Below are 19,774 nucleotides of genomic sequence, written 5' to 3'. Positions count from 1 at the left end.
TCACCCAGCCAGACCGCTCTCGGCCAGCCACTGCGGGTCGGGCGCGATCAGCTCGATCACGTCGACCAGCACGCCGTTGGGGTCGCGGACGAAGAAGTGCCGCTGCCCGTACACCTCGTCCACGAGCGGCTTGACGATCTCCGCCCCCGCCTCGCGCAGCCGCTTCTCCTCCGCTGCCGCGTCCTCGACGACGAAGCCGAACATCGCCCCGGAGGGCTCCTGCCACCGGTACGGCTCCGGCGTCGACTCGTGGCCGCGCCGGATGAAGCTGATCTCGTAGCCGGGCACGCCGACGTTGAGGCTCGAGAACCAGTCGAGTTCGACGGTGACCTCGAAGCCGAAGTGCTCCCGGTAGTAACGCGTGGTCGCGGCGACGTCGTCGACCAGGACCCCCGCACCGAAACCCTTGACCTGCATCCCGATCTCCTCTTCACCGAATCACTATGTCCGTAGTACTCTAATCATAGTGGTTCGGATCGGGCAAGGAGGATTCAAAGGTGCGGCAGAACTCCGAACGGCGGACGGCGCTGACCGACGCCGCCGTCACCGTGCTCGCCAAGGTGGGCGCCCGCGGCCTCACCTATCGCGCGGTCGACGTCGAGGCGGACGTGCCACCGGGGACGACGTCGAACTACTTCCGCAACCGAGACCAGCTACTGGTGGCGGCGGGCGAACGGGTGCACGAACGCCTGTCCGCGCCCGCCGAGGTCATGACGAACCCACGCGCGGAACTGCCGTCGAAACATCGGCTGAGCGAACTGCTCGACGCGCTCGTCAGCAGGCTCACCATCGATCGCACCGTCTACCTGGCGCTGCTGGAACTCCGGCTCGAAGCGACCCGGCGGCCCGATCTCGCGAAGGCGTTGACCCGCACCGTGCGCGAAGGATTCGACCTGAGCGTCGAGTTCCACGAGAGCGCCGGACTGCCCGGCGGCCGCGACGCCGTCCTATTGCTTTACCTCGCGTTGACCGGGCTCACCGTGGAACGGCTCACACTTCCCGGCGCCTTCGCGGACATCTCGGACAGCGACGTCGTCGAAATGCTGGTGGAGCACACATACCGAGGAGGCCGAAAGTAGGCCAGATCACGTGCCAGAGGAGCAGCGCAGCGACCGCCTGCTTTCGGCCGGACCGGTATCTACCAGCACATTCGCAGGTCGTGAAGGTGCTCCCACTATTCGGGCACGGCTAGACCACATTGTGGGCACATGGCACCCTGAGCCGGTGACTCCCGCCGGTGTACCGCTCGTGGCCCGCCGCCACGTCGACCTCCTGCGGGTCGCCAGTGCCCTTTGCGGGCCCGCCGACTGACTCCCCGCCGCCACCACTGCCACGAACTGGACAGCAGGCGCCGGGCGCGCCGCGCGAACTCCCCGCGTCCACGGTGTGCCGGGTGCCACAACCCCGCCCACGGAGGACGCATCATGGCCTCGCCCACGCGTGAAACCCCGAGCAAGGCACGCGCCCCACGAGCCAGGCAGCGCCGCGGCGAAGGACAGTGGGCACTCGGGTACCGCGAGCCACTGAACCCGAACGAACGCTCCAAAAAGGACGACAACCCGCTCAACGTCCGCGCGCGGATCGAGAACATCTACGCGCACCGCGGGTTCGACGCGATCGACCCCGGCGATCTCCGCGGCCGGTTCCGCTGGTTCGGCCTCTACACCCAGCGCAAGCCCGGGATCGACGGCGGCCGCACGGCGACGCTGGAGCCGGAGGAACTGGACGACTGCTACTTCATGCTGCGGGTCCGTCTCGACGGCGGCGTGCTGAGCACCGAACAGCTGTCCGTGCTCGGCGAAATCTCCCAGACCCACGCGCGTGACACGGCGGACATCACCGATCGCCAGAATATCCAGTACCACTGGATCCAGATCGAGGACGTCCCGACGATCTGGGACAAACTGGAAAAGGCGGGCATGACGACGATGGAGGCGTGCGGCGACAGCCCGCGCGTCATCCTCGGCTCGCCCGTCGCCGGGATCGCGGCCGACGAGATCATCGACGGCACCCCCGCGATCGACGAGATCAAGCGCCGCTTCATCGGCGATCCCCGCTACGCCAACCTGCCGCGCAAGTTCAAGACCGCCGTTTCCGGGCTGCCGGACGTCGCGCACGAAATCCACGACGTCGCGTTCGTCGGGGTGAACCATCCCGAGCACGGCCCCGGTTTCGACGTCTGGGTCGGCGGCGGGCTGTCCACCAACCCGATGCTCGGGCAGCGGCTCGGCGCCTGGGTACCCCGCGACGAGGTGCCCGACGTCTGGGAAGGCGTCATCAGCATCTTCCGCGACTACGGCTACCGGCGGCTGCGGGCGCGGGCGCGCATCAAGTTCCTGGTGAAGGACTGGGGCGCCGGGAAGTTCCGCCAGGTGCTGGAGGACGAGTACCTCAAGCGCAAGCTGATCGACGGCCCCGCGCCCGAGGTCCCGGCCGTCCCGATCGACCACGTCGGGGTGCACCGGCAGGTCGACGGCAAGTTCTACGTCGGCGCCGCGCCGGTCGCCGGTCGCGTGTCCGGCGGCACGCTGCTGGCGGTCGCGAAGGCGGCCGAGCGCGCGGGCTCGCAGCGCGTCCGCCTTACGCCGCAACAGAAACTCGTCGTGCTGGACGTCCCCGATGCCGAAATCGCCGGGCTACAGGCCGAACTCGCCGAGCTGGGCCTGCAGACCGACCCGTCGCCGTGGCGGCGCGGGGTGATGGCGTGCACCGGGCTGGAGTTCTGCAAGCTCGCGATCGTCGAGACGAAGGCACGCGCGCAGCAGCTGGTGGCCGATCTGGAAAGCCGCCTCGCGGACATCCAGGGCGAGCTGGACACCCCGGTGAGCGTGCATCTCAACGGCTGCCCCAACTCCTGCGCCCGGGTGCAGACCGCCGACATCGGGCTCAAGGGCCAGATCGTCACCGACGACGACGGCAACCAGGTCGAGGGCTTCCAGGTGCACCTGGGCGGTGGCCTCGGCCTCGACGCCGGGTTCGGCCGGAAACTGCGCGGCCACAAGGTGACCGCCGGTGAGCTGACCGGTTACGTCGAGCGGGTCGTCCGGGCCTACATCGCCGGGCGCGAGCCGGGCGAGCGGTTCCCGCAATGGGTCCTGCGGGCCGACGAGAGCGTGTTGCAGTGAGCTCGGCCGAACGCGCCGCGCCGTTCTACTGCCCGTACTGCGGGGACGAGGACCTGCGGCCGGAAGAGAACGGTTCGTGGCTGTGTTCGGCTTGTAGAAGGCTTTTCTCCGTGAAATTCCTGGGGCTCTCACTGCCGGAGGTATCGCAGCCATGACCGCTACAGCCGATTACCGCACGCTCGCCGAACGCGCCGCCAAGGAGCTGGCCGAGGCGACCGCGGACGAGGCGTTGCGCTGGACGGTGGAGACGTTCGGGGACGACTTCATCGTGGCCTCGAACATGCAGGACGCCGTGCTGATCGACCTGGCGACCAAGGTCAAGTCCGATGTGGACGTTCTGTTCCTGGAGACCGGGTACCATTTCGCGGAGACGATCGGCACCCGCGACGCGGTGCAGACCGTCTACCCGGACGTGAAGATCGTGAACGCGCAGGCCGAGCAGAGCGTCGCGGAGCAGGACGCGGAGTACGGGGCGAAACTGCACGACCGGGATCCGAACCAGTGCTGCCAGCTGCGCAAGGTGGTGCCGCTGCGCAAGACGCTGTCGAACTACTCCGCGTGGGTCACCGGGGTGCGCCGGGTGGACGCGCCGACGCGGGCGAACACCCCGATCGTCACCTGGGACGAGCGCAACGGGCTGGTGAAGGTCAACCCGATCGCGGCGTGGAGCGACGAGGAGTTCAACGGCTACATCCGTGAGCACGGGATCCTGGAGAACCCGCTGGTCTCGGCAGGCTACCTGTCGATCGGCTGCGCACCGTGCACCGCGAAGGTCGCGCCGGGGCAGGACCCGCGCAGCGGCCGCTGGGCCGGGCAGTCCAAGACCGAGTGCGGCCTGCACGGCTGAGGGAAGGGAAGCATGACGACGTTGGAGCCGGCCAAAGACGCCGCCCAGGACAACCTGGCCGCGCTGGAATCCGAGGCCATCCACATCTTCCGTGAGGTCGCCGGCGAGTTCGACCGGCCGGTGATCCTGTTCTCCGGCGGCAAGGACTCGACCCTGCTGCTGCACCTGGCGATCAAGGCGTTCTGGCCGGCCCCGGTGCCGTTCCCGCTGCTGCACGTGGACACCGGGCACAACTTCGACGAGGTCATCGACTTCCGCGACCGCGTGGTCGAACAGCACGGCCTGCGGCTGGTGGTCGCGAAGGTCCAGGACTGGATCGACGACGGACGGCTCGAGGAGCGCGCGGACGGGATGCGGAACCCGTTGCAGACCACGCCGTTGCTCGACACGATCGCCGAGAACAAGTTCGACGCCGTATTCGGCGGCGGCCGCCGCGACGAGGAGCGTGCCCGCGCGAAGGAGCGGATCTTCTCGCTGCGCAACGCCTTCGGCCAGTGGGAGCCGCGGCGGCAGCGCCCCGAGCTGTGGAACCTCTACAACGGGCGGCACCGCCCCGGCGAGCAGGTCCGCGTCTTCCCGCTGTCCAACTGGACCGAGGCCGACGTCTGGAACTACATCGCCCGCGAAAAGGTCGAACTGCCTTCGATCTACTACGCGCACCGCCGCGAGGTCTACCTGCGCGACGGCATGTTGCTGGCCGAAGGACCGTGGGGCGGCCCGCGGCCGGGTGAACAGGTCAAGGAGCTGATGGTGCGCTACCGCACCGTCGGCGACGGCTCGTGCACCGGCGCGATCGAATCCACAGCGTCCACTGTGGACGAGGTGATCGCCGAGGTGCAGGCGTCGCGGATCACCGAGCGCGGTGCCTCCCGCGCCGACGACCGGATGTCGGAAGCGGCCATGGAAGACCGCAAGCGAGAGGGTTACTTCTGATGTCGAGCTTGCTGAGGCTTGCCACCGCCGGAAGCGTGGACGACGGCAAGTCTACTTTGGTCGGTCGGCTGCTGTACGACACCAAGTCGGTGCTGGCCGACCAGCTGGACGCGGTCACCCGCGCCAGTGTCGACAAGGGACTGTCCACTCCAGACCTTTCGCTACTGGTGGACGGGCTGCGCTCGGAGCGCGAGCAGGGCATCACGATCGACGTCGCCTACCGGTACTTCGCCACGCCCAAGCGGAGTTTCGTGCTCGCGGACACGCCGGGGCACGTGCAGTACACCCGCAACACCGTCACCGGCGCCTCCACCGCGCAGCTGGCCGTGCTGCTCGTCGACGCGCGCAAGGGCGTCATCGAGCAGACCCGGCGCCACGCGGCGGTCCTCGCGCTGCTCGGGGTCCCGCAGCTCGTGCTGGCGGTCAACAAGATCGACCTCGTCGGCTACGACGAGGCCACGTTCACCGTGATCGCCGAGGAGTTCGCCCGGTACGCCGGATCGCTGGGCTACGAGCGCGGCAGTGTGCTCGCGATCCCGGTCTCGGCGCTGGTCGGCGACAACGTCGCCGAGAAGTCCGGGAACACGCCGTGGTACGCCGGGCCGACGCTGCTGGAGCATTTGGAAGACGTCCCGGTCGCGCCGGACCCGCACGACACGCCGTTCCGGTTCCCGGTGCAGTACGTGATCCGGCCGCGCACCCCCGAGTACCCGGACTACCGTGGCTACGCGGGCCAGATCGCGGCGGGCACCGTCCGCCCCGGTGACGAAATCGTCGTGCTCCCACACGGGTTGCGCTCGCGGGTGGAGCGCATCGACACCGCCGATGGACCGCTCGCGGAAGCGGGCGCGGGCACGTCGGTGACGCTGCTGCTCGCCGACGACCTCGACATCGCCCGCGGTGAGCTCATCGCCGCCGCGGGGAATCCACCCCGGGTGACCGACGAGATCACCGGAACACTGTGCTGGCTGTCCACGAAGCCGCTCAAGCCCGGCGCGCGGGTGCTCGTCAAGCACGGCACCCGGACCGTGCAGGCACTCGCCGACGAGCTGCACGCCCGTTTCGACGAGCAGACGCTGTCCAGTGTGGACGATCCGGCGGCCTTGGAACTCAACGACATCGGCCGGGTCACCCTCCGGCTGGCGGAGGAGATCGGGGTCGACGACTACGGCGACATCCCGCGCACGGGCGCGTTCCTGGTGATCGATCCGAAGGACGGCGACACCCTTGCCGCCGGGCTGGTCGGAGAGCGGTTCTCGTGACGCCGCCGCTGGTCGCCGTCGCGCACGGCAGTCGTGATCCCCGCTCGGCGGCGACCGTCCGGGAACTCGTCGACGTCGTGCGCGCGCAGGCACCAGGGACCGACGTCTACGAGTCCTTTTTGGACCTTTCCGAGCCACTGGTCACGGACGTCCTGCGGCGGTTGTACGACCAGGGCCACCGCGAAGCCGTCGTGGTCCCCCTGTTGCTGGGCAGCGCCTACCACGCGCGGGTCGATCTTCCCGCGCTCGTCGACGAGGTCACCGCGGACCGGCCGGACTTCTCAGTGCGGGTCTCCGACGTCCTCGGCATCGACCCGGCGCTGGAAACCGTCGCGCTGGACCGGATCGCGGCGGCGGATCCGGCCGCTCCGGGCACCGGGATCGTGGTGAGCGGAGTCGGCTCGTCCAACGCCGGCGCGAACGCCGCCGTCGCGGATTTGGCCGCCCGCTGGGAAAAGCGGCTCGGCGTCCCGGTGAGCGAGGCGTTCGCCAGCGCGGCACAGCCGGACATCCCGGCCGCCATCGCCCGGCTTCGCGCCCGCGGCGTCCGGCGGATCGTCGTCGCGTCGTGGTTCCTCGCGCCGGGTCTGCTGCCCGATCGGATCGCCACGCTGGCCGGTGCCGGGGAAGCCGCGTTCGTGGCCGAAGCGCTGGGCCCCGATCCGCGCGTCGCGGAGGTCGTTCTGCACCGCTACGCCGCGGCCGTTCCGCGGCCCGCCCGGGTTTCTTCCTGAGCACACCACTTTCCGTATCAGTGGTCCGGACCATCCCGGGTGCTGAATCGGCTCATCGGTGAATCTTTTTCACATTTTCGTCACCGGGCTCGCATGTGAACCGTGGATCCTTGACGGACTTGTTAACTTGCCGGTAACTCTCTAAGCGCCGCGCGGCTTCGTTTCTCCCCCTTCGTCCCCAGGTAGGTAGAGCATGAAGACAGCCCTGCGCCTCACCCGTCCCCGTGTCGCGGCCGTCGTCACGGCGGCGCTCGTCCCGCTCATCGGTCTCGCCACCCCGGCCTCGGCGGCGACCAGCGTCAACTTCGACTGCGAGGCCAACGCGCCGGTCGTCGGCCCGCAGCACGTCAGCCTCAAGCAGGACGCCACGGTCACCGCGCCCGGCACGGTGACGGCGGGCGGCGCGCTCGACGTCGTCATCGATCCCGCGCCGAACACCGTGCCCAGTGACGTGAGCGGCTACAAGGTCAAGGAGATCAAGGACTTCGCGCTGAAGATCCCGATCCCGGCCAACTCGACCTTCGTCAGCGCCGACCTCACGGGCGGCTCGGGCCTCGGCTCGACCCCGCCGAAGCTGACGGTGGCGAACGGGGTGGCGACGCTCGCCTTCCCCGGCCCGATCGCGGGCGGCTCGACCTTCGAGCTGCCGACCGTGACCGCGCACCTCAAGGCGGGCACGTCCGGGAAGATCGAGACCAAGCTGGCCGGGACGAGCTACCAGGACCCGGGCCTGACCTTCACCGCCGTGGTCAACCAGATCGTCGACATCTCCGCGCCGACGGCCTGTTTCCCCAACCCGAGCCCGGTCTTCACCACGACGACCATCGGCTGATCCGCATGCCGTCAAGGCCACCTTACGGGCGTCGGACGCCCGTAAGGTGGCCTTGACGGCACTTTCTCCGAAGGGGTCCCGCCTGAACTGGACCCGACTGACGTCACACCGAACCCGGCGGGCGGATGTGCGAGGGTGTGACCATGGCTGACGAACTGGTGCACTACGACGTGGTAGGCGGCACGGCCACGATCACGCTCGACTCGCCGCACAACCGCAACGCCCTGTCCGCCCAGCTCCGGCGCGAGCTGAGCGCGTCGCTGGCAAAGGCGGCCGAGGACGACGCCGTGCGGGTCGTCGTGCTCACTCACACCGGGCCGGTGTTCTGCGCGGGCATGGACCTCAAGGAAGCACGCGGCGCCGGGAGCGGCGACCAGGGTGTCAACGAGTTCCCCAAGATCCTCGACCAGCTGTGGACGAGCCCGAAGCCGGTCGTCGCCCGGCTGGCCGGCCCGGCCCGCGCCGGCGGCATCGGCATGGTCGCCGCGTGCGACATCGCGGTGGCCGTCGAGGACGCGACGTTCGCCTTCACCGAGGTCCGGATCGGCGTCGTCCCCGCGGTCATCTCGCTGACCGTGCTCCCCCGTCTCAACGCCCGCGCCGCCCACGAACTCTTCCTCACCGGCGACACCTTCGACGCGCGGCGCGCCGCCGAGATCGGCCTGCTCAACTCCGCCGTCCCCGCCGACCGGCTGGACGCCGAGGTCACCCGCTTCGTCAAGGCGCTCGCGCTCGGCGGACCGAAGGCGCTGGCCCTGACCAAGGAACTGCTGAGCAAGCCGCGCCCGGCGACGCCGAGCGAAGGCTTCGAGGAGATGACCGCGTTCTCGGCGAGTCTGTTCGCGAGTGAGGAAGGCCAGGAGGGCATCCTCGCTTTCGCCCAGAAGCGCAAGCCGAACTGGGTCCCCGAAGGCTGACGCGAACGCTCCGTTCGGGAGGTTCAACGTCCCCAACGGAGCGTTCGGGACATCACAGGCTCAGGAACCGGTGAGTACCACGGTGAGGCGGCCGGGGCCGAGCGCCCGTTGCGCGTCCGAGAGGACGCTGCGGATCGCGAGGTAGGACTTCGGGTCGGCGCTCCGCAACGCGTCGGAGCCCGGCCAGATCAGCACGTGCTCGCCCGGTGGGAGCCAGGACAGGTCGGTCAGGCAGTCGTAGAGTGCGTCGAGGTTGTGCCCGAAATAGTCCGGAAAGGACAGTGCGACGGCGATCGCGGCGAGGGTGCCCGCCTTGTCGGCCGTCCGGCCGCCGTCGACGGTGTGCGGGAAGGCACCGCGCGCGAAAGCGTTTTCCGCGGCGGCGCGCGCCTCCTGCTCGCTCATGCGATCGCCTCGCTCCGCGAGACAGTGTTCAATCCCTTGTCGCGCATGAGCATGATGCCCATGATTCGCTCGCAAGCATCGCTCATCGGGCCGGGTCCACGACGACGAACGAGGCGTAGTGGTCCTCGGTGTAGTACAGCTCCTTCGCCTGCCCGGTCACCAGCCTGCGCGGGCCGCGGTCCTGGCTGCCCGGCGTCTTCACGGTGTACTCGTGGTAGTACCCGGACTGCTTGCGCGGCAGTACCTTCTCGCGGTTCTCGAACACGACGTCGTCATTGCGCGGGTAGGGGTACGGCCCGCCCTTTTCGATGAGCTTCCACGTGTCCGCGGCCTGCGAGGGCAAGGCGGACAACGGTTTGACCGGCAGCCCGGAGTCGGTGCCGGGCGGTTTCGCGTTCGACGCGCCACTCTTCGCCGGGGCACTCGCGGAAGACGACGCCGGTGCCGACGACGAGCCGCTGAGCTGGCTCTTCACCAGCCAGCCCCCGAGCACCAGCACCAGGAGCCCGACCAGCGCGGCGGTGATCCGCCTTCGGTTGACCATGGTCGGTCAGCTTAGGAGGGTCCGGGACGATCATCGTCACGGGCCGGGCCGAACCGGCGGGCGAAGAGCTCGACCAGCTTGTCGATCACCCAGGCCGCACCGAGGCACAGCGGCACCACGACGACCATGACCAGCACGAACTGCACCGGGAACGAGGCCTGCGCAAGCCACAGCTCGGCACCGTCCCACCAGTCGGCCAGCCCTGAGAACACGAATGTGAGACTACGCGCGTCCGATGTCGCACCGTCGCCAGGGGCGGTACGTTGCACGCATGTTCGCCGTATACGCCCAGGTTCCCAACGCCGAAAGCCCGCTGGACTCGCTCGTCGTCGGCGAGCGGCCGGAACCCTCCGTCGAGGACGGCTGGGTCCGGGTGCACGTCAAGGCCGCCAGCCTCAACATGCACGACCTGTGGACGCTGCGCGGGGTCGGGATCAAACCGGACCAGTTCCCGATGATCCTCGGCTGCGACGGCGCGGGAACCCTCGACGACGGCAGCGAGGTCGTGATCCACTCGGTGATCAACGCGCCGGGCTGGCAGGGCGACGACACCCTCGACCCGAAGCGCACGCTGCTCACCGAGAAGTACCAGGGCACGTTCGCCGACCAGGTCGTGGTGCCGGCCCGCAACGTCGTGCCGAAGCCCGCCGGGCTGTCCTTCGCCGAGGCCGCCACGATGGGCACGGCCTGGCTCACCGCGTACCGGATGCTGTTCGTCAAGTCGGGCCTGCGGCCCGGCCAGACGATGCTCGTGCAGGGCGCGTCCGGCGGCGTGTCGACGGCGCTGGTGCAGCTCGGCAAGGCGGCCGGCTTCCGGGTGTGGGTCACCGGCCGCACCGAGGCCAAGCGCGCCCTCGCGGTGGAACTCGGCGCACACCAGGCGTTCGAGTCCGGGGCGCGGCTGCCCGAGCGGGTCGACGCGGTGTTCGAGACGGTCGGAAAGGCGACGTGGTCGCATTCGGTGAAGTCGCTCAAGCCCGGCGGGATCATCGTGGTCTCCGGTTCCACCAGCGGCCCCGACGCGCACGCCGAACTGCAGCGGGTCTTCTTCCTGCAACTGCGGGTCGCCGGGTCGACCATGGGCACCCGTGACGAGCTGGCCGACCTGCTCAGCTACCTCGAACTGACCGGGGTCCGCCCGCAGATCGGCAGCGAGCTTCCCTTCGGCGAGGCCGCCAAGGGATTCCAGGCCATGCTGGACGGCGACACCGCGGGAAAGATCGTCTTCACGCGATGACGCACGGGTAACGGGTCGCGCGTCGCTGTCGAGAATTCTCCACGTACTCCGGTTCGAAACCCGTTTGTTACCACCGGAAATCCACCGAAACCCGACCATGCCTGGTTAACCTGGAGGCATGACCGCGACGAAGCGGCCCGCACCGGCTGGACCGGGCGGCCGGTCCAGCACCGATCCGGACCCGGTCCGGGTCTCGTTCCGGCGTTACGCCGGGGTCCGGACGCGGGTTCTGGAGGTCGGTCACCCGGCCGCCGAACCGGCCCAGCCTGCCCGCCGCTCGCTCGGGCGGCGCTCGGGACCGCGGGCCGTCCCGCGGCCGACGACACCGCGTCTGGTGCTCCTGCACGGATACTGCGACAGTGCGGACACGTGGCGCCCGGTGCTGGCCGAGCTCGCCGCGGCGGGCATCCCCGCGATCGCGGTCGACCTGCCCGGTTTCGGTGACGCGCAGCCGTTGCGCCCCGGCCCGATCCTGCCGCAGCTCGACGCGTTCACCACGGCCGTCATCCGGGAACAGGCCGTGCTCGGCTCGGTGGTACTGGCGGGCAACTCGCTCGGCGGAACGATGAGCCTCCGCGCGGCCCAGCACCCCCGGCTCCCGATCTCGGGGGTCGTTTCCATCGCGGCGCCCGGTTTCGCCGATTCCTGGCTGGTCCGCACGGTCGGCCGTTACCCGCTGCCGCTGCGGCTGTACTCCTCGCTTCCGGTTCCGGTGCCGGGATTCCTGGTCCGCAAGGTCGCCGAGCAGGTCGTCCCCCGGCTGCTCTACGCCGACGCCGGCGCCGCCGACGAGTCCCAGGTCCGCCGGTTCACCTCGCTGTTCCCGGACTACCGCGCCACCACCGCCCGGCTCGAACAGGCCAGGCAGCTGGTCGCCGAACTCGCCGACGCCTACCGGCTCGACGCGGTGCGCGTTCCGTTGCTGGTCGTGGCCTGCGGCAAGGACAAGCTGGTCACCGCCCGCTCCGGACGTCAGCTGCACACCCTCGTCCCGCACAGCAGACTGCTGGTGCGCGAGGACTGGGGGCACTGCCCGCAGCTGGACGACCCGCCCGAGATCGCCGAACTGCTGAACTTCTTCGCCGCCGGGGCGGTGCGGACGACGCGGGCGCAGCGCACCGGAACGACGCCGGACGCACACGAGGGCACCGCTGTGAGCTGAAAACCCCCAGCCGTCACCTGATCGGGTGCGGGTCCCGGGCGGCATACAGTACGGTGCCGCGTTGAGCCCGTACCCCGGGCTCCCTCGCACAACCGTTTTGGGAGACAGTGATGTCCGCTCCACAGAGCTTCGGTTCGGGCTCCGGGATTTTCCGGCGCAAGCCGATCGACCAGATCGACAACACGGGCGAGGGCGGTGGACTTCAACGCACTCTCGGCCTGTGGCAGCTGACGGCGATCGGTGTCGGCGGCATCATCGGTGCGGGCATCTTCTCCCTCGCGGGCGCGGTGGCCAACAAGACCGCCGGGCCCGCGGTGCTCATCTCGTTCCTCATCGCGGGCGTCGCGAGCGCGGCGGCGGCGTTCTCCTACGCCGAGTTCGCCGGGCTCATCCCGAAGGCCGGTTCGGCCTACACCTACGGCTACGCGGTGCTGGGTGAGGTGGTCGGCTGGTTCATCGGCTGGGACCTGCTGCTGGAGTACACCGCGATCGTGTCCGTGGTGGCGATCGGCATCTCCGGCTACTTCAACGACCTGCTCGGGTTCCTGCACGTCAAGCTGCCGCTGTGGATGTCCGGCGCGCCCGGCAGCGAGAAGGTCGGCGAAGTCGCGCCCGGCTCGTACAAGGTGAACCTGTTCGCGGTGCTGCTGTGCCTGCTGATCGCCTTCATCCTCAACCAGGGCATGAAGAGCGCCGCGCGGTTCGAAACACTGCTGGTGTACCTGAAGGTCGCGCTGGTGGTCCTGGTCGTGGTGGTCGGCGCGTTCCACATCAACAGCGGCAACTACGCCGACTTCTTCCCGTTCGGCCTTTCCGGCGCGTTCACCGGCGCGGCGACGGTGTTCTTCGCGGTGTTCGGCTACGACGCGATGTCGACAGCGGCCGAGGAATCCCGCGACTCCCAGAAGCACATGCCGAAGGCGATCATCTACTCCCTCGCCATCTCGATGGTGCTCTACGTGCTGGCCTGCCTGGTGCTCACCGGCATGGTGAACTACAAGAACATCAGCGCCGAGGCCGCGTTCTCCGCCGCGTTCAAGAGCATCGGCATGCCGTGGCTGGGCGCGGTGATCGCGGTCGGCGCGATCCTCGGCATTCTCACCGTGCTGTTCACCTTCCTCATGGGCGCCAGCCGCGTCGGCTACGCGATGAGCAACGACGGGCTGCTGCCCAAGTGGTTCGGCAAGGCGCATCCGGTGCGCAAGGTGCCGAGCCGGATGACCTGGGTGCTCGGCGTGGCTTCGGCGGTCATCGCCGGGTTCCTGCCGATCGGCGAGGCCGCCGAGCTGACCAACATCGGCATCCTGCTCGCGTTCATCGTCGTCTGCATCGCCGTGATCGTGCTGCGCTACAAGCGCCCGGACCTGCCCCGCACGTTCAGGACGCCGGGCATGCCGGTGGTGCCGATCATCGGGGTCGTGTTCTCGATCTGGCTCATCACGTTCCTGCAGCCGGAAACCTGGCTGCGGTTCGCGATCTGGTTCGTCATCGGCATGGTGATCTACTTCGCCTACGGCCGCCGCCGCTCGGTGCTCAACAAGTCCGACACGGCACCGGAAACGACCGCCGCGGAATAAATCCAACGCGACGAAAGCGGGCCGTTCCCTTCCGGGAGCGGCCCGCTTTTTATGTCCTCAAAGGACGTTGCCAAGACTGTGGTGGTTCAGCCTCGCAGCCGGGAAAGCCGTTCGGCCGCCGTGCGCGCCTCGGCGCGCAGACGCTCCACAATGGACTCGGCGGAGCCATCGCCGGCGAGCGGGTAGGTCTGTCCCGCCCACAGCGACAGCGCCTCCGGGTCGCCCGCCTTGGCGGCCGCGGCCCTGACCGGACGGCTGATGTGGTGCAGCTGCGGATAGGCCGACGGCGCCTCCGCCGACAGCTCGGTGAGCACCCGGTTGACCAGCCCGCGCGCCGGACGCCCGCTGAACGCGCGGGTGAAGGCGGTCGCGCGCGTGCCCTCGGCCAGCGCGGCCCGGTGCGGACCCGAAGTGCCCGCCTCGTCGGCCTGGAGGAACGCGGTGCCCAGCTGGGCGGCGTCGGCGCCCGCGGCCAGCACGGCCGCGATGTCGGCGCCGTGTACCAGCCCGCCCGTGGCCACCAGCGGCAGGTCCACGCGGGCCGCGACCAGCCGCAGCAGGGCCAGCAGCCCGTAGGTCTCGCCCCCGGCGGGTGAGGCCGGATCGTCGGCGAACAGGCCTCGGTGGGCGCCCGCTTCGAAACCCTGCACGACGAGCGCGTCCGCGCCCGCCGCCGCGGCGAGTTCGGCCTCCCACGGCGAGGTGACCGTGACGAGGACTTTGCTGCCGTTCTCGTGCAGGCGCGCGATGTCGGCCTCGCCGGGGATCCCGAAGGTGAAGGACACCACCGGCATCCGGCGCTCGGCGACGACCTCGAACTTGCCGAGGTACGCGTCGTCGTCCCAGAGCGGTTCGCCGGGCTCGACGCCGTAACGGCGGGCCTCGGCGCGCATGCGTTCGCGGTGCGCAGACAGGTCCGCGGCGGACCGGGGCCCCGGGACGAACAGGTTGACCCCGAACACGCCCGGTGTCAGCGCGGCCGTCTCGTCGATCCGTTCGGCCAGCGCCTGCGGGGTGAGGTAACCGGCGGCGAGGAAGCCGAAGCCACCCGCCTTCGTCACCGCCGCGACCAGCGCGGGCGTCGTCGGGCCGCCCGCCATCGGGGCCGCTATCACCGGGAACTCGAGATCTTCGAACATGCCACCGAGGGTAGTTCTCCCGCGCGGATCGCTCCTGCCGGGAGCGAGCGGGCTCACGAATTGCTGCAAAGTGGTCTAGACCTATGCCGGGTGAAGTGCGACGATCCGGACATGCGCGGCAGCGACGCCGCGTCCCCTTCACGCCAGGAGGACTCCCGTGAAGAAAACCCGAACGCGGCGGCTCGGGCACGCGCTCGCCGCACTGACCCTGCTCGTCGGCACGGCGGGTGTCACCACGGCGGGCACCGCCGCCGCGGCCACGCCGCCGCTGCAGTCGATCGTCCCCGTCCCGGTCTCCGTCCAGGCGGTCGACGGCGTCAGCTACCCGCTGACCGCCGCCACCAAGATCTACACCGAGGCCGGCTCCGCACCGGCCAAGGACATCGGCGAATACATCGCCGGTGTCCTGCGCCGGTCCACCGGCTTCCCGCTGCCCGTCTCCGACGCGGCGGGCGGCACCCCCGCCGACGGTATCTCCCTGTTGCTCACCGGTGCCGACGCGAAGGTCGGTGATCAGGGCTACCAGCTCGACGCCGCGGCGAACTCGGTGGTGCTGCGCGCGAAAACCGCCGACGGCCTCTTCACCGGCGTGCAGACGCTGCGGCAGCTCCTGCCGGGGAAGATCGAAAGCCCGACCGTGCAACAGGGCCCGTGGACGATCCCGGGCGCGCACATCCTCGACTACCCGCGCTTCGGCTACCGCGCGGCGATGCTCGACGTCGCGCGCCACTTCCACCCGGTGGACACCGTGAAGCGGTACATCGACCAGCTCGCGCAGTACAAGATCAATCACCTGCACCTGCACCTCGCCGACGACCAGGGCTGGCGGATCCAGATCGACAGCTGGCCGCGCCTGGCCACCTACGGCGGCAGCACCCAGGTCGGCGGCGGCCCCGGCGGGTACTACACCAAGGCGCAGTACACCGATCTCGTGAACTACGCGGCCTCGCGGCACATCACGATCATCCCCGAGATCGACATGCCAGGGCACGTGAACGCCGCGCTGGCCTCCTACGCCGAGCTGAACTGCAACGGTGTCGCGCCGCCGCTGCGCACCGACATCGAGGTCGGCTACAGCTCGCTGTGCATCAGCAAGGACATCACCTACACCTTCGTCTCCGACGTGATCCGCGAGATCGCGGCGCTGACCCCCGGCCCGTACTTCCACATCGGCGGGGACGAGGCCGCGGCGACCTCGCAGCCGGACTACCTCAAGTTCATCGGCAAGGTGCTGCCGATCGTGGCGGCCAACGGCAAGCAGCCGAACGGCTGGCACGACATCGCCAAGGCCGCGCTGCCCGCCAACGCCACCCCGCAGTTCTGGGGCACCACCACCTCCGACGCCAACGTGGCCAAGGCCGTCGCGAACGGCAGCAAGGTGATCATGTCGCCGGCGAACAAGGCCTACCTCGACATGAAGTACAACGCCAGCACGCCGATCGGGCTCAGCTGGGCCGGGTACATCGAGGTGCAGGACGCCTACAACTGGAACCCCGGCGCGTACCTTTCCGGGGTCGGCGAGTCCGCGGTGCGGGGCGTCGAATCTCCACTGTGGACGGAAACCGTGGTGACCCCGGCCCACATCGACCTGCTGGCCTTCCCCCGGCTGGCCGCGCACGCCGAACTCGGCTGGTCTCCGTGGTCGACGCACGACTGGACCAAGTTCCGGACCCGGCTCGGCGCCCAGGGGCCACGCTGGGAAGCGCAGTCGATGAACTTCTACCGCTCCGCGCAGATCCCGTGGGACAACGGCGGCAACCCCGGCACCTGCACGCTGCCCGCTTGGGACAGCGGGACCGTATACACCGGCGGGAACACCGTTTCGCACAACGGGCACAAGTGGACCGCGAAATGGTGGACCAAGGGTGAGGAACCCGGCGCAGGCGGCGAATGGGGCGTCTGGCGCGACGACGGCGTCTGCTGACCCATCACCCTGGGAACGCCCGCGCGGCTCTGCCCGTGCGGGCGTTCTCCGGCCCGGCACGGAACACCACGGGTGGGCTAGACGTTGGGCACGGACATGAGCGATGACCTGGATCACATCCGCACGCTGTCCCTGCAGGAGCACGGCCTGGCCACGATCGCGACGACCCGCCCCGACGGGACGGTGCACTCCACGATCGTCAACGCCGGGGTCATCGACGACCCGGTAACGGGCGCGCCCGGCGTCGCCTTCGTGGCCAGGGGCGACGCGTACAAGCTGAAACTGCTTCGACGTGCCGGGCATGCGAGCCTCGCTTTTCGCCGTGGCTGGGACTGGGGTTCGGTCGATGGACCGGTCCATCTGATCGGCCCGGACGACCCGGACCCCGCCTTCGACGCCGCCGGGCTGCCGAAGCTGCTGCGTGACGTGTTCATCGCGGCGACGGGCACGCACGACGACTGGGACGAGTACGACCGCGTGATGGCCGCCGAGCGCCGGGTCGCCGTGTTCATCCAGGCACGCCGGATCCTGCGCAACCGGACCTGATCAGCGCTCCGCAAGCCGTCCGAGCAGGTCGCGCGGGACCACCCGCACCGGGAACGGCCGCTTCGCTTCGAACGGTTCGTCTCCCGCGGCCTTGGCGACCCGCTGGTAACGGCCGTCCTCGTCGAGCTCGAAAACGGTCAGCTCCGGCTCCGCCGGGTCGATCACCCAGTAGCTCGCCACACCTAACCGCTCGTAGACCGCCTTCTTCGTATTCAGATCGTGGATAGCCGTGCTCGGTGACAACACCTCGACCGCGAGCACGGGCGGCACCGGCAGCCCCTTCTCCGTGAAATCCTCGGCCTGCCCGACAAGCACGTCGGGCTGCAGTTCGAGGCTATCGCCGATCCGCACCGCGAGCGGCGCGAGGAACACCTCGAACTCCCATGGACACGCCGTGTGGAGCACGCTGTGCAGGAGGGCCACGATCATCTGGTGTCTGGTGCCCGGTGCGGGGCTCACGTGGAGCATCCCGTCGATGAGTTCGTAGCGTCGGCCATCCTCCGGCATCCCCTCGAGGTCGCGCACCGTCATGGGGCCCGACCCGGCCGGATACTGGATGTCCGTCATAACCGTCATGGTGCCCTCCTTCCCAGGCTTTGACCAGAGCGCACCACGCGGCACCGACAAAAACGGCGTCGGCGAAGACGAGAACGCCCCGCCTCACTCGATCGTGTGAGGCGGGGCGCCGAAAGCCGGAGCTACTTCTTGTTCTTTCCGTTGTCCTCTGTGGACAGTGCGGCCACGAAGGCCTCCTGCGGGACCTCGACCCGGCCGACGGTCTTCATCCGCTTCTTGCCTTCCTTCTGCTTTTCCAGCAGCTTCCGCTTCCGCGAGATGTCACCGCCGTAGCATTTCGCGAGCACGTCCTTGCGGATCGCGCGAATGGTCTCACGGGCGATGATCCGCGAGCCGATCGCCGCCTGGATCGGCACCTCGAACTGCTGGCGCGGAATGAGTTCGCGCAGCCGGGTCGCCATCCGGTTCCCGTAGTTGTACGCGGCGTCCTTGTGCACGATCGCGGAAAACGCGTCGACGGTTTCGCCCTGCAGCAGGATGTCGACCTTGACCAGATCGGCGATCTGCTCGCCCGCCTCCTCGTAGTCCAGCGACGCGTAACCGCGGGTGCGCGACTTGAGCGTGTCGAAGAAGTCGAAGATGATCTCGGCGAGCGGCAGGTTGTAGCGCAGCTCGACCCGCTCCTCGGACAGGTAGTCCATGCCGAGCAGGACGCCGCGCTTGGTCTGGCACAGCTCCATGATCGTGCCGACGAATTCCGACGGCGCGAGGATGCTCACCTTGCTGACCGGCTCGTGCACCTCGGAGATCTTGAGCCCGGTCGGCCAGTCCGACGGGTTGGTCACGGTGACCTCGGTGCCGTCCTCGAGCACCACGCGGTAGACGACGTTCGGCGCGGTCGAGATCAGGTCGAGGCCGAACTCGCGCTCCAGCCGGTCGCGGGTGATCTCCAGGTGCAGCAGGCCGAGGAAGCCGCAGCGGAACCCGAACCCCAGCGCGACCGACGTCTCCGGCTCGTAGTCGAGCGCGGCGTCGTTGAGCTGGAGCTTGTCCAGCGCCTCGCGCAGTTCGGGGTAGTCCGAGCCGTCCACCGGGTAGAGCCCGGAGTAGACCATCGGCTTCGGCTCGCGGTACCCGGCGAGCGGCTCGGTGGCGCCCTTGCGCTCCGAGGTCACGGTGTCGCCGACCTTCGACTGGCGGACGTCCTTCACGCCGGTGATGAGGTAGCCCACCTCACCGACCCCGAGTCCCTTGCTGGCCTTGGGTTCCGGCGAGATGATGCCGACTTCCAGCAGCTCGTGGGTGGCGTTGGTGGACATCATCCGGATCCGCTCGCGCGGGGTGATCCTGCCGTCCACCACCCGGATGTAGGTGACGACGCCGCGATAGGTGTCGTACACCGAGTCGAAGATCATCGCGCGGGCCGGGGCGTCGGCGTCGCCCTGCGGCGGCGGGACCTGGCGGACGACCTCGTCGAGCAGCTCGCCGACGCCCGCGCCGGTCTTCGCCGAAACCCGCAGCACGTCCGAGGGCTCGCAGCCGATGATGTGCGCGATCTCGGCCGCGTACTTGTCCGGATCGGCCGAGGGCAGGTCGATCTTGTTCAGCACCGGGATGATCTGGAGGTTGTTCTCCAGCGCCAGGTACAGGTTGGCCAGTGTCTGCGCCTCGATCCCCTGCGCGGCGTCGACCAGCAGGATCGCGCCCTCGCACGCCTCGAGCGCGCGGGAGACCTCGTAGGTGAAGTCGACGTGGCCGGGGGTGTCGATCATGTGCAGGACGTGGTCCTGGCCATCGACCTGCCACGGCAGGCGCACGTTCTGCGCCTTGATCGTGATGCCGCGCTCACGCTCGATGTCCATGCGGTCGAGGTACTGAGCGCGCATCGCCCGCGCTTCGACCACCCCGGTGAGCTGCAGCATCCGATCCGCCAGCGTCGACTTGCCGTGGTCGATGTGGGCGATGATGCAGAAGTTCCGGATGAGCTCCGGTGAGGTGAAAGTCGTGTCCGCGAACGTGCTCACTCGTGTGATCCTCGGGAAAGGTCGGGGATGGCCACCCCTATGGTCCCATG

22 protein-coding genes are annotated in these 19,774 nt (G+C 69.2%); 15 read left to right on the top strand and 7 right to left on the bottom strand.

Annotation, left to right across the window (positions count from 1 at the left end):
* Positions 1 to 417 (bottom strand): VOC family protein, encoded by a 417-nt coding sequence (locus tag ACFW0G_RS19375; protein WP_378326704.1) that lies wholly within the window; start codon positions 415 to 417, stop codon positions 1 to 3.
* Between the two features lie 80 nt (positions 418 to 497).
* Between ACFW0G_RS19375 and ACFW0G_RS19370 the strand changes: the two genes are divergently transcribed.
* From ACFW0G_RS19370 to ACFW0G_RS19325, 10 genes are all read left to right on the top strand, one after another.
* Positions 498 to 1,079, top strand: a complete 582-nt coding sequence (locus ACFW0G_RS19370) for a TetR/AcrR family transcriptional regulator (protein WP_378326703.1) — start codon at positions 498 to 500, stop codon at positions 1,077 to 1,079.
* A gap of 10 nt (positions 1,080 to 1,089) precedes the next feature.
* Positions 1,090 to 1,311, top strand: coding sequence for a putative leader peptide (locus ACFW0G_RS19365; protein ID WP_378326702.1), 222 nt, complete (start codon positions 1,090 to 1,092; stop codon positions 1,309 to 1,311).
* A 113-nt stretch (positions 1,312 to 1,424) separates the two neighbouring features.
* On the top strand, positions 1,425 to 3,125 hold the full coding sequence (locus ACFW0G_RS19360; protein WP_378326701.1) for a nitrite/sulfite reductase: 1,701 nt from the start codon (positions 1,425 to 1,427) through the stop codon (positions 3,123 to 3,125).
* Entirely contained in the window at positions 3,122 to 3,280 is a 159-nt protein-coding gene (locus ACFW0G_RS19355) for an Insertion element protein (RefSeq protein WP_378326700.1), read from the top strand. Before ACFW0G_RS19360 ends, ACFW0G_RS19355 begins: the two co-directional genes overlap by 4 nt.
* Positions 3,277 to 3,972: a phosphoadenylyl-sulfate reductase gene (locus tag ACFW0G_RS19350; protein WP_378326699.1), complete on the top strand. Its 696-nt coding sequence runs from the start codon at positions 3,277 to 3,279 to the stop codon at positions 3,970 to 3,972. The genes ACFW0G_RS19355 and ACFW0G_RS19350 overlap by 4 nt, the downstream gene beginning before the upstream one ends.
* A gap of 12 nt (positions 3,973 to 3,984) precedes the next feature.
* Positions 3,985 to 4,905 carry a sulfate adenylyltransferase subunit CysD gene (gene cysD, locus ACFW0G_RS19345; RefSeq protein ID WP_378326698.1) on the top strand — a complete coding sequence of 307 codons (921 nt, stop codon included), beginning with the start codon at positions 3,985 to 3,987 and terminating at the stop codon, positions 4,903 to 4,905.
* The gene (locus ACFW0G_RS19340; RefSeq protein ID WP_378326697.1) at positions 4,905 to 6,167 is read left to right on the top strand and encodes a sulfate adenylyltransferase subunit 1; all 1,263 of its coding nucleotides are present in this window, start codon (positions 4,905 to 4,907) and stop codon (positions 6,165 to 6,167) included. Before cysD ends, ACFW0G_RS19340 begins: the two co-directional genes overlap by 1 nt.
* Positions 6,164 to 6,901, top strand: coding sequence for a sirohydrochlorin chelatase (locus ACFW0G_RS19335; protein ID WP_378326696.1), 738 nt, complete (start codon positions 6,164 to 6,166; stop codon positions 6,899 to 6,901). Before ACFW0G_RS19340 ends, ACFW0G_RS19335 begins: the two co-directional genes overlap by 4 nt.
* Positions 6,902 to 7,094: 193 nt before the next feature.
* Positions 7,095 to 7,733 carry a cyclase gene (locus ACFW0G_RS19330; RefSeq protein WP_378326695.1) on the top strand — a complete coding sequence of 213 codons (639 nt, stop codon included), beginning with the start codon at positions 7,095 to 7,097 and terminating at the stop codon, positions 7,731 to 7,733.
* Between the two features lie 143 nt (positions 7,734 to 7,876).
* On the top strand, positions 7,877 to 8,650 hold the full coding sequence (locus ACFW0G_RS19325) for an enoyl-CoA hydratase family protein (RefSeq protein WP_378326694.1): 774 nt from the start codon (positions 7,877 to 7,879) through the stop codon (positions 8,648 to 8,650).
* 60 nt (positions 8,651 to 8,710) lie between these two features.
* Here ACFW0G_RS19325 and ACFW0G_RS19320 read toward each other — a convergent pair whose 3' ends face one another.
* From ACFW0G_RS19320 to ACFW0G_RS19310, 3 genes are all read right to left on the bottom strand, one after another.
* A complete protein-coding gene (locus ACFW0G_RS19320; protein WP_378326693.1) occupies positions 8,711 to 9,055 on the bottom strand; it encodes a barstar family protein in 345 nt (114 codons plus the stop codon).
* An 82-nt stretch (positions 9,056 to 9,137) separates the two neighbouring features.
* Positions 9,138 to 9,599, bottom strand: coding sequence for a ribonuclease domain-containing protein (locus ACFW0G_RS19315; protein WP_378326692.1), 462 nt, complete (start codon positions 9,597 to 9,599; stop codon positions 9,138 to 9,140).
* Positions 9,600 to 9,610: 11 nt separating this feature from the next.
* Positions 9,611 to 9,811: a hypothetical protein gene (locus ACFW0G_RS19310; protein ID WP_378326691.1), complete on the bottom strand. Its 201-nt coding sequence runs from the start codon at positions 9,809 to 9,811 to the stop codon at positions 9,611 to 9,613.
* A 59-nt stretch (positions 9,812 to 9,870) separates the two neighbouring features.
* On the opposite strand from ACFW0G_RS19310, the gene ACFW0G_RS19305 reads away from it, so the two are divergent.
* From ACFW0G_RS19305 to ACFW0G_RS19295, 3 genes are all read left to right on the top strand, one after another.
* Positions 9,871 to 10,836, top strand: a complete 966-nt coding sequence (locus ACFW0G_RS19305; protein WP_378326690.1) for a zinc-binding dehydrogenase — start codon at positions 9,871 to 9,873, stop codon at positions 10,834 to 10,836.
* Positions 10,837 to 10,954: 118 nt separating this feature from the next.
* Positions 10,955 to 11,998 carry an alpha/beta hydrolase gene (locus ACFW0G_RS19300; protein WP_378326689.1) on the top strand — a complete coding sequence of 348 codons (1,044 nt, stop codon included), beginning with the start codon at positions 10,955 to 10,957 and terminating at the stop codon, positions 11,996 to 11,998.
* A 110-nt stretch (positions 11,999 to 12,108) separates the two neighbouring features.
* A complete protein-coding gene (locus ACFW0G_RS19295; RefSeq protein WP_378326688.1) occupies positions 12,109 to 13,575 on the top strand; it encodes an amino acid permease in 1,467 nt (488 codons plus the stop codon).
* An 86-nt stretch (positions 13,576 to 13,661) separates the two neighbouring features.
* Here ACFW0G_RS19295 and ACFW0G_RS19290 read toward each other — a convergent pair whose 3' ends face one another.
* Complete coding sequence (locus ACFW0G_RS19290; RefSeq protein WP_378326687.1) at positions 13,662 to 14,714, bottom strand: nitronate monooxygenase; 1,053 nt, start codon at positions 14,712 to 14,714, stop codon at positions 13,662 to 13,664.
* Between the two features lie 157 nt (positions 14,715 to 14,871).
* Here ACFW0G_RS19290 and ACFW0G_RS19285 point away from each other — a divergent pair, with 157 nt between their 5' ends.
* Both ACFW0G_RS19285 and ACFW0G_RS19280 read left to right on the top strand, forming a co-directional pair.
* Positions 14,872 to 16,638 carry a family 20 glycosylhydrolase gene (locus ACFW0G_RS19285; protein WP_378326686.1) on the top strand — a complete coding sequence of 589 codons (1,767 nt, stop codon included), beginning with the start codon at positions 14,872 to 14,874 and terminating at the stop codon, positions 16,636 to 16,638.
* A gap of 96 nt (positions 16,639 to 16,734) precedes the next feature.
* On the top strand, positions 16,735 to 17,184 hold the full coding sequence (locus tag ACFW0G_RS19280) for a pyridoxamine 5'-phosphate oxidase family protein (RefSeq protein ID WP_378326685.1): 450 nt from the start codon (positions 16,735 to 16,737) through the stop codon (positions 17,182 to 17,184).
* On the opposite strand, the gene ACFW0G_RS19275 is transcribed toward ACFW0G_RS19280, so the two are convergent.
* On the bottom strand, positions 17,185 to 17,760 hold the full coding sequence (locus ACFW0G_RS19275) for a Uma2 family endonuclease (RefSeq protein ID WP_378326684.1): 576 nt from the start codon (positions 17,758 to 17,760) through the stop codon (positions 17,185 to 17,187).
* Between the two features lie 122 nt (positions 17,761 to 17,882).
* Positions 17,883 to 19,724, bottom strand: coding sequence for a translation elongation factor 4 (gene lepA / locus ACFW0G_RS19270; RefSeq protein WP_378326683.1), 1,842 nt, complete (start codon positions 19,722 to 19,724; stop codon positions 17,883 to 17,885).
* Positions 19,725 to 19,774: the final 50 nt, after the last annotated feature.

The sequence above is a fragment of the Amycolatopsis sp. NPDC058986 genome (assembly GCF_042741125.1).
Classification (GTDB): domain Bacteria; phylum Actinomycetota; class Actinomycetes; order Mycobacteriales; family Pseudonocardiaceae; genus Amycolatopsis.
The sequence above is the reverse complement of the archived record's forward strand: the minus strand, read 5'-3'. Positions and strand labels throughout refer to the sequence as shown.

Excerpts from the sequence above, each read along its gene's own strand:
- ACFW0G_RS19360 (WP_378326701.1), top strand. The coding sequence starts at position 1,425 with ATGGCCTCGCCCACGCGTGAAACCCCGAGCAAGGCACGCGCCCCACGA.
- ACFW0G_RS19375 (WP_378326704.1), bottom strand. The coding sequence starts at position 417 with ATGCAGGTCAAGGGTTTCGGTGCGGGGGTCCTGGTCGACGACGTCGCC.
- ACFW0G_RS19275 (WP_378326684.1), bottom strand. The coding sequence starts at position 17,760 with ATGACGGTTATGACGGACATCCAGTATCCGGCCGGGTCGGGCCCCATG.
- ACFW0G_RS19305 (WP_378326690.1), top strand. The coding sequence starts at position 9,871 with ATGTTCGCCGTATACGCCCAGGTTCCCAACGCCGAAAGCCCGCTGGAC.
- ACFW0G_RS19340 (WP_378326697.1), top strand. The coding sequence starts at position 4,905 with ATGTCGAGCTTGCTGAGGCTTGCCACCGCCGGAAGCGTGGACGACGGC.
- ACFW0G_RS19300 (WP_378326689.1), top strand. The coding sequence starts at position 10,955 with ATGACCGCGACGAAGCGGCCCGCACCGGCTGGACCGGGCGGCCGGTCC.
- ACFW0G_RS19290 (WP_378326687.1), bottom strand. The coding sequence starts at position 14,714 with ATGTTCGAAGATCTCGAGTTCCCGGTGATAGCGGCCCCGATGGCGGGC.
- ACFW0G_RS19320 (WP_378326693.1), bottom strand. The coding sequence starts at position 9,055 with ATGAGCGAGCAGGAGGCGCGCGCCGCCGCGGAAAACGCTTTCGCGCGC.
- ACFW0G_RS19325 (WP_378326694.1), top strand. The coding sequence starts at position 7,877 with ATGGCTGACGAACTGGTGCACTACGACGTGGTAGGCGGCACGGCCACG.
- ACFW0G_RS19295 (WP_378326688.1), top strand. The coding sequence starts at position 12,109 with ATGTCCGCTCCACAGAGCTTCGGTTCGGGCTCCGGGATTTTCCGGCGC.
- cysD (WP_378326698.1), top strand. The coding sequence starts at position 3,985 with ATGACGACGTTGGAGCCGGCCAAAGACGCCGCCCAGGACAACCTGGCC.
- ACFW0G_RS19330 (WP_378326695.1), top strand. The coding sequence starts at position 7,095 with ATGAAGACAGCCCTGCGCCTCACCCGTCCCCGTGTCGCGGCCGTCGTC.
- ACFW0G_RS19315 (WP_378326692.1), bottom strand. The coding sequence starts at position 9,599 with ATGGTCAACCGAAGGCGGATCACCGCCGCGCTGGTCGGGCTCCTGGTG.
- ACFW0G_RS19280 (WP_378326685.1), top strand. The coding sequence starts at position 16,735 with ATGAGCGATGACCTGGATCACATCCGCACGCTGTCCCTGCAGGAGCAC.
- ACFW0G_RS19350 (WP_378326699.1), top strand. The coding sequence starts at position 3,277 with ATGACCGCTACAGCCGATTACCGCACGCTCGCCGAACGCGCCGCCAAG.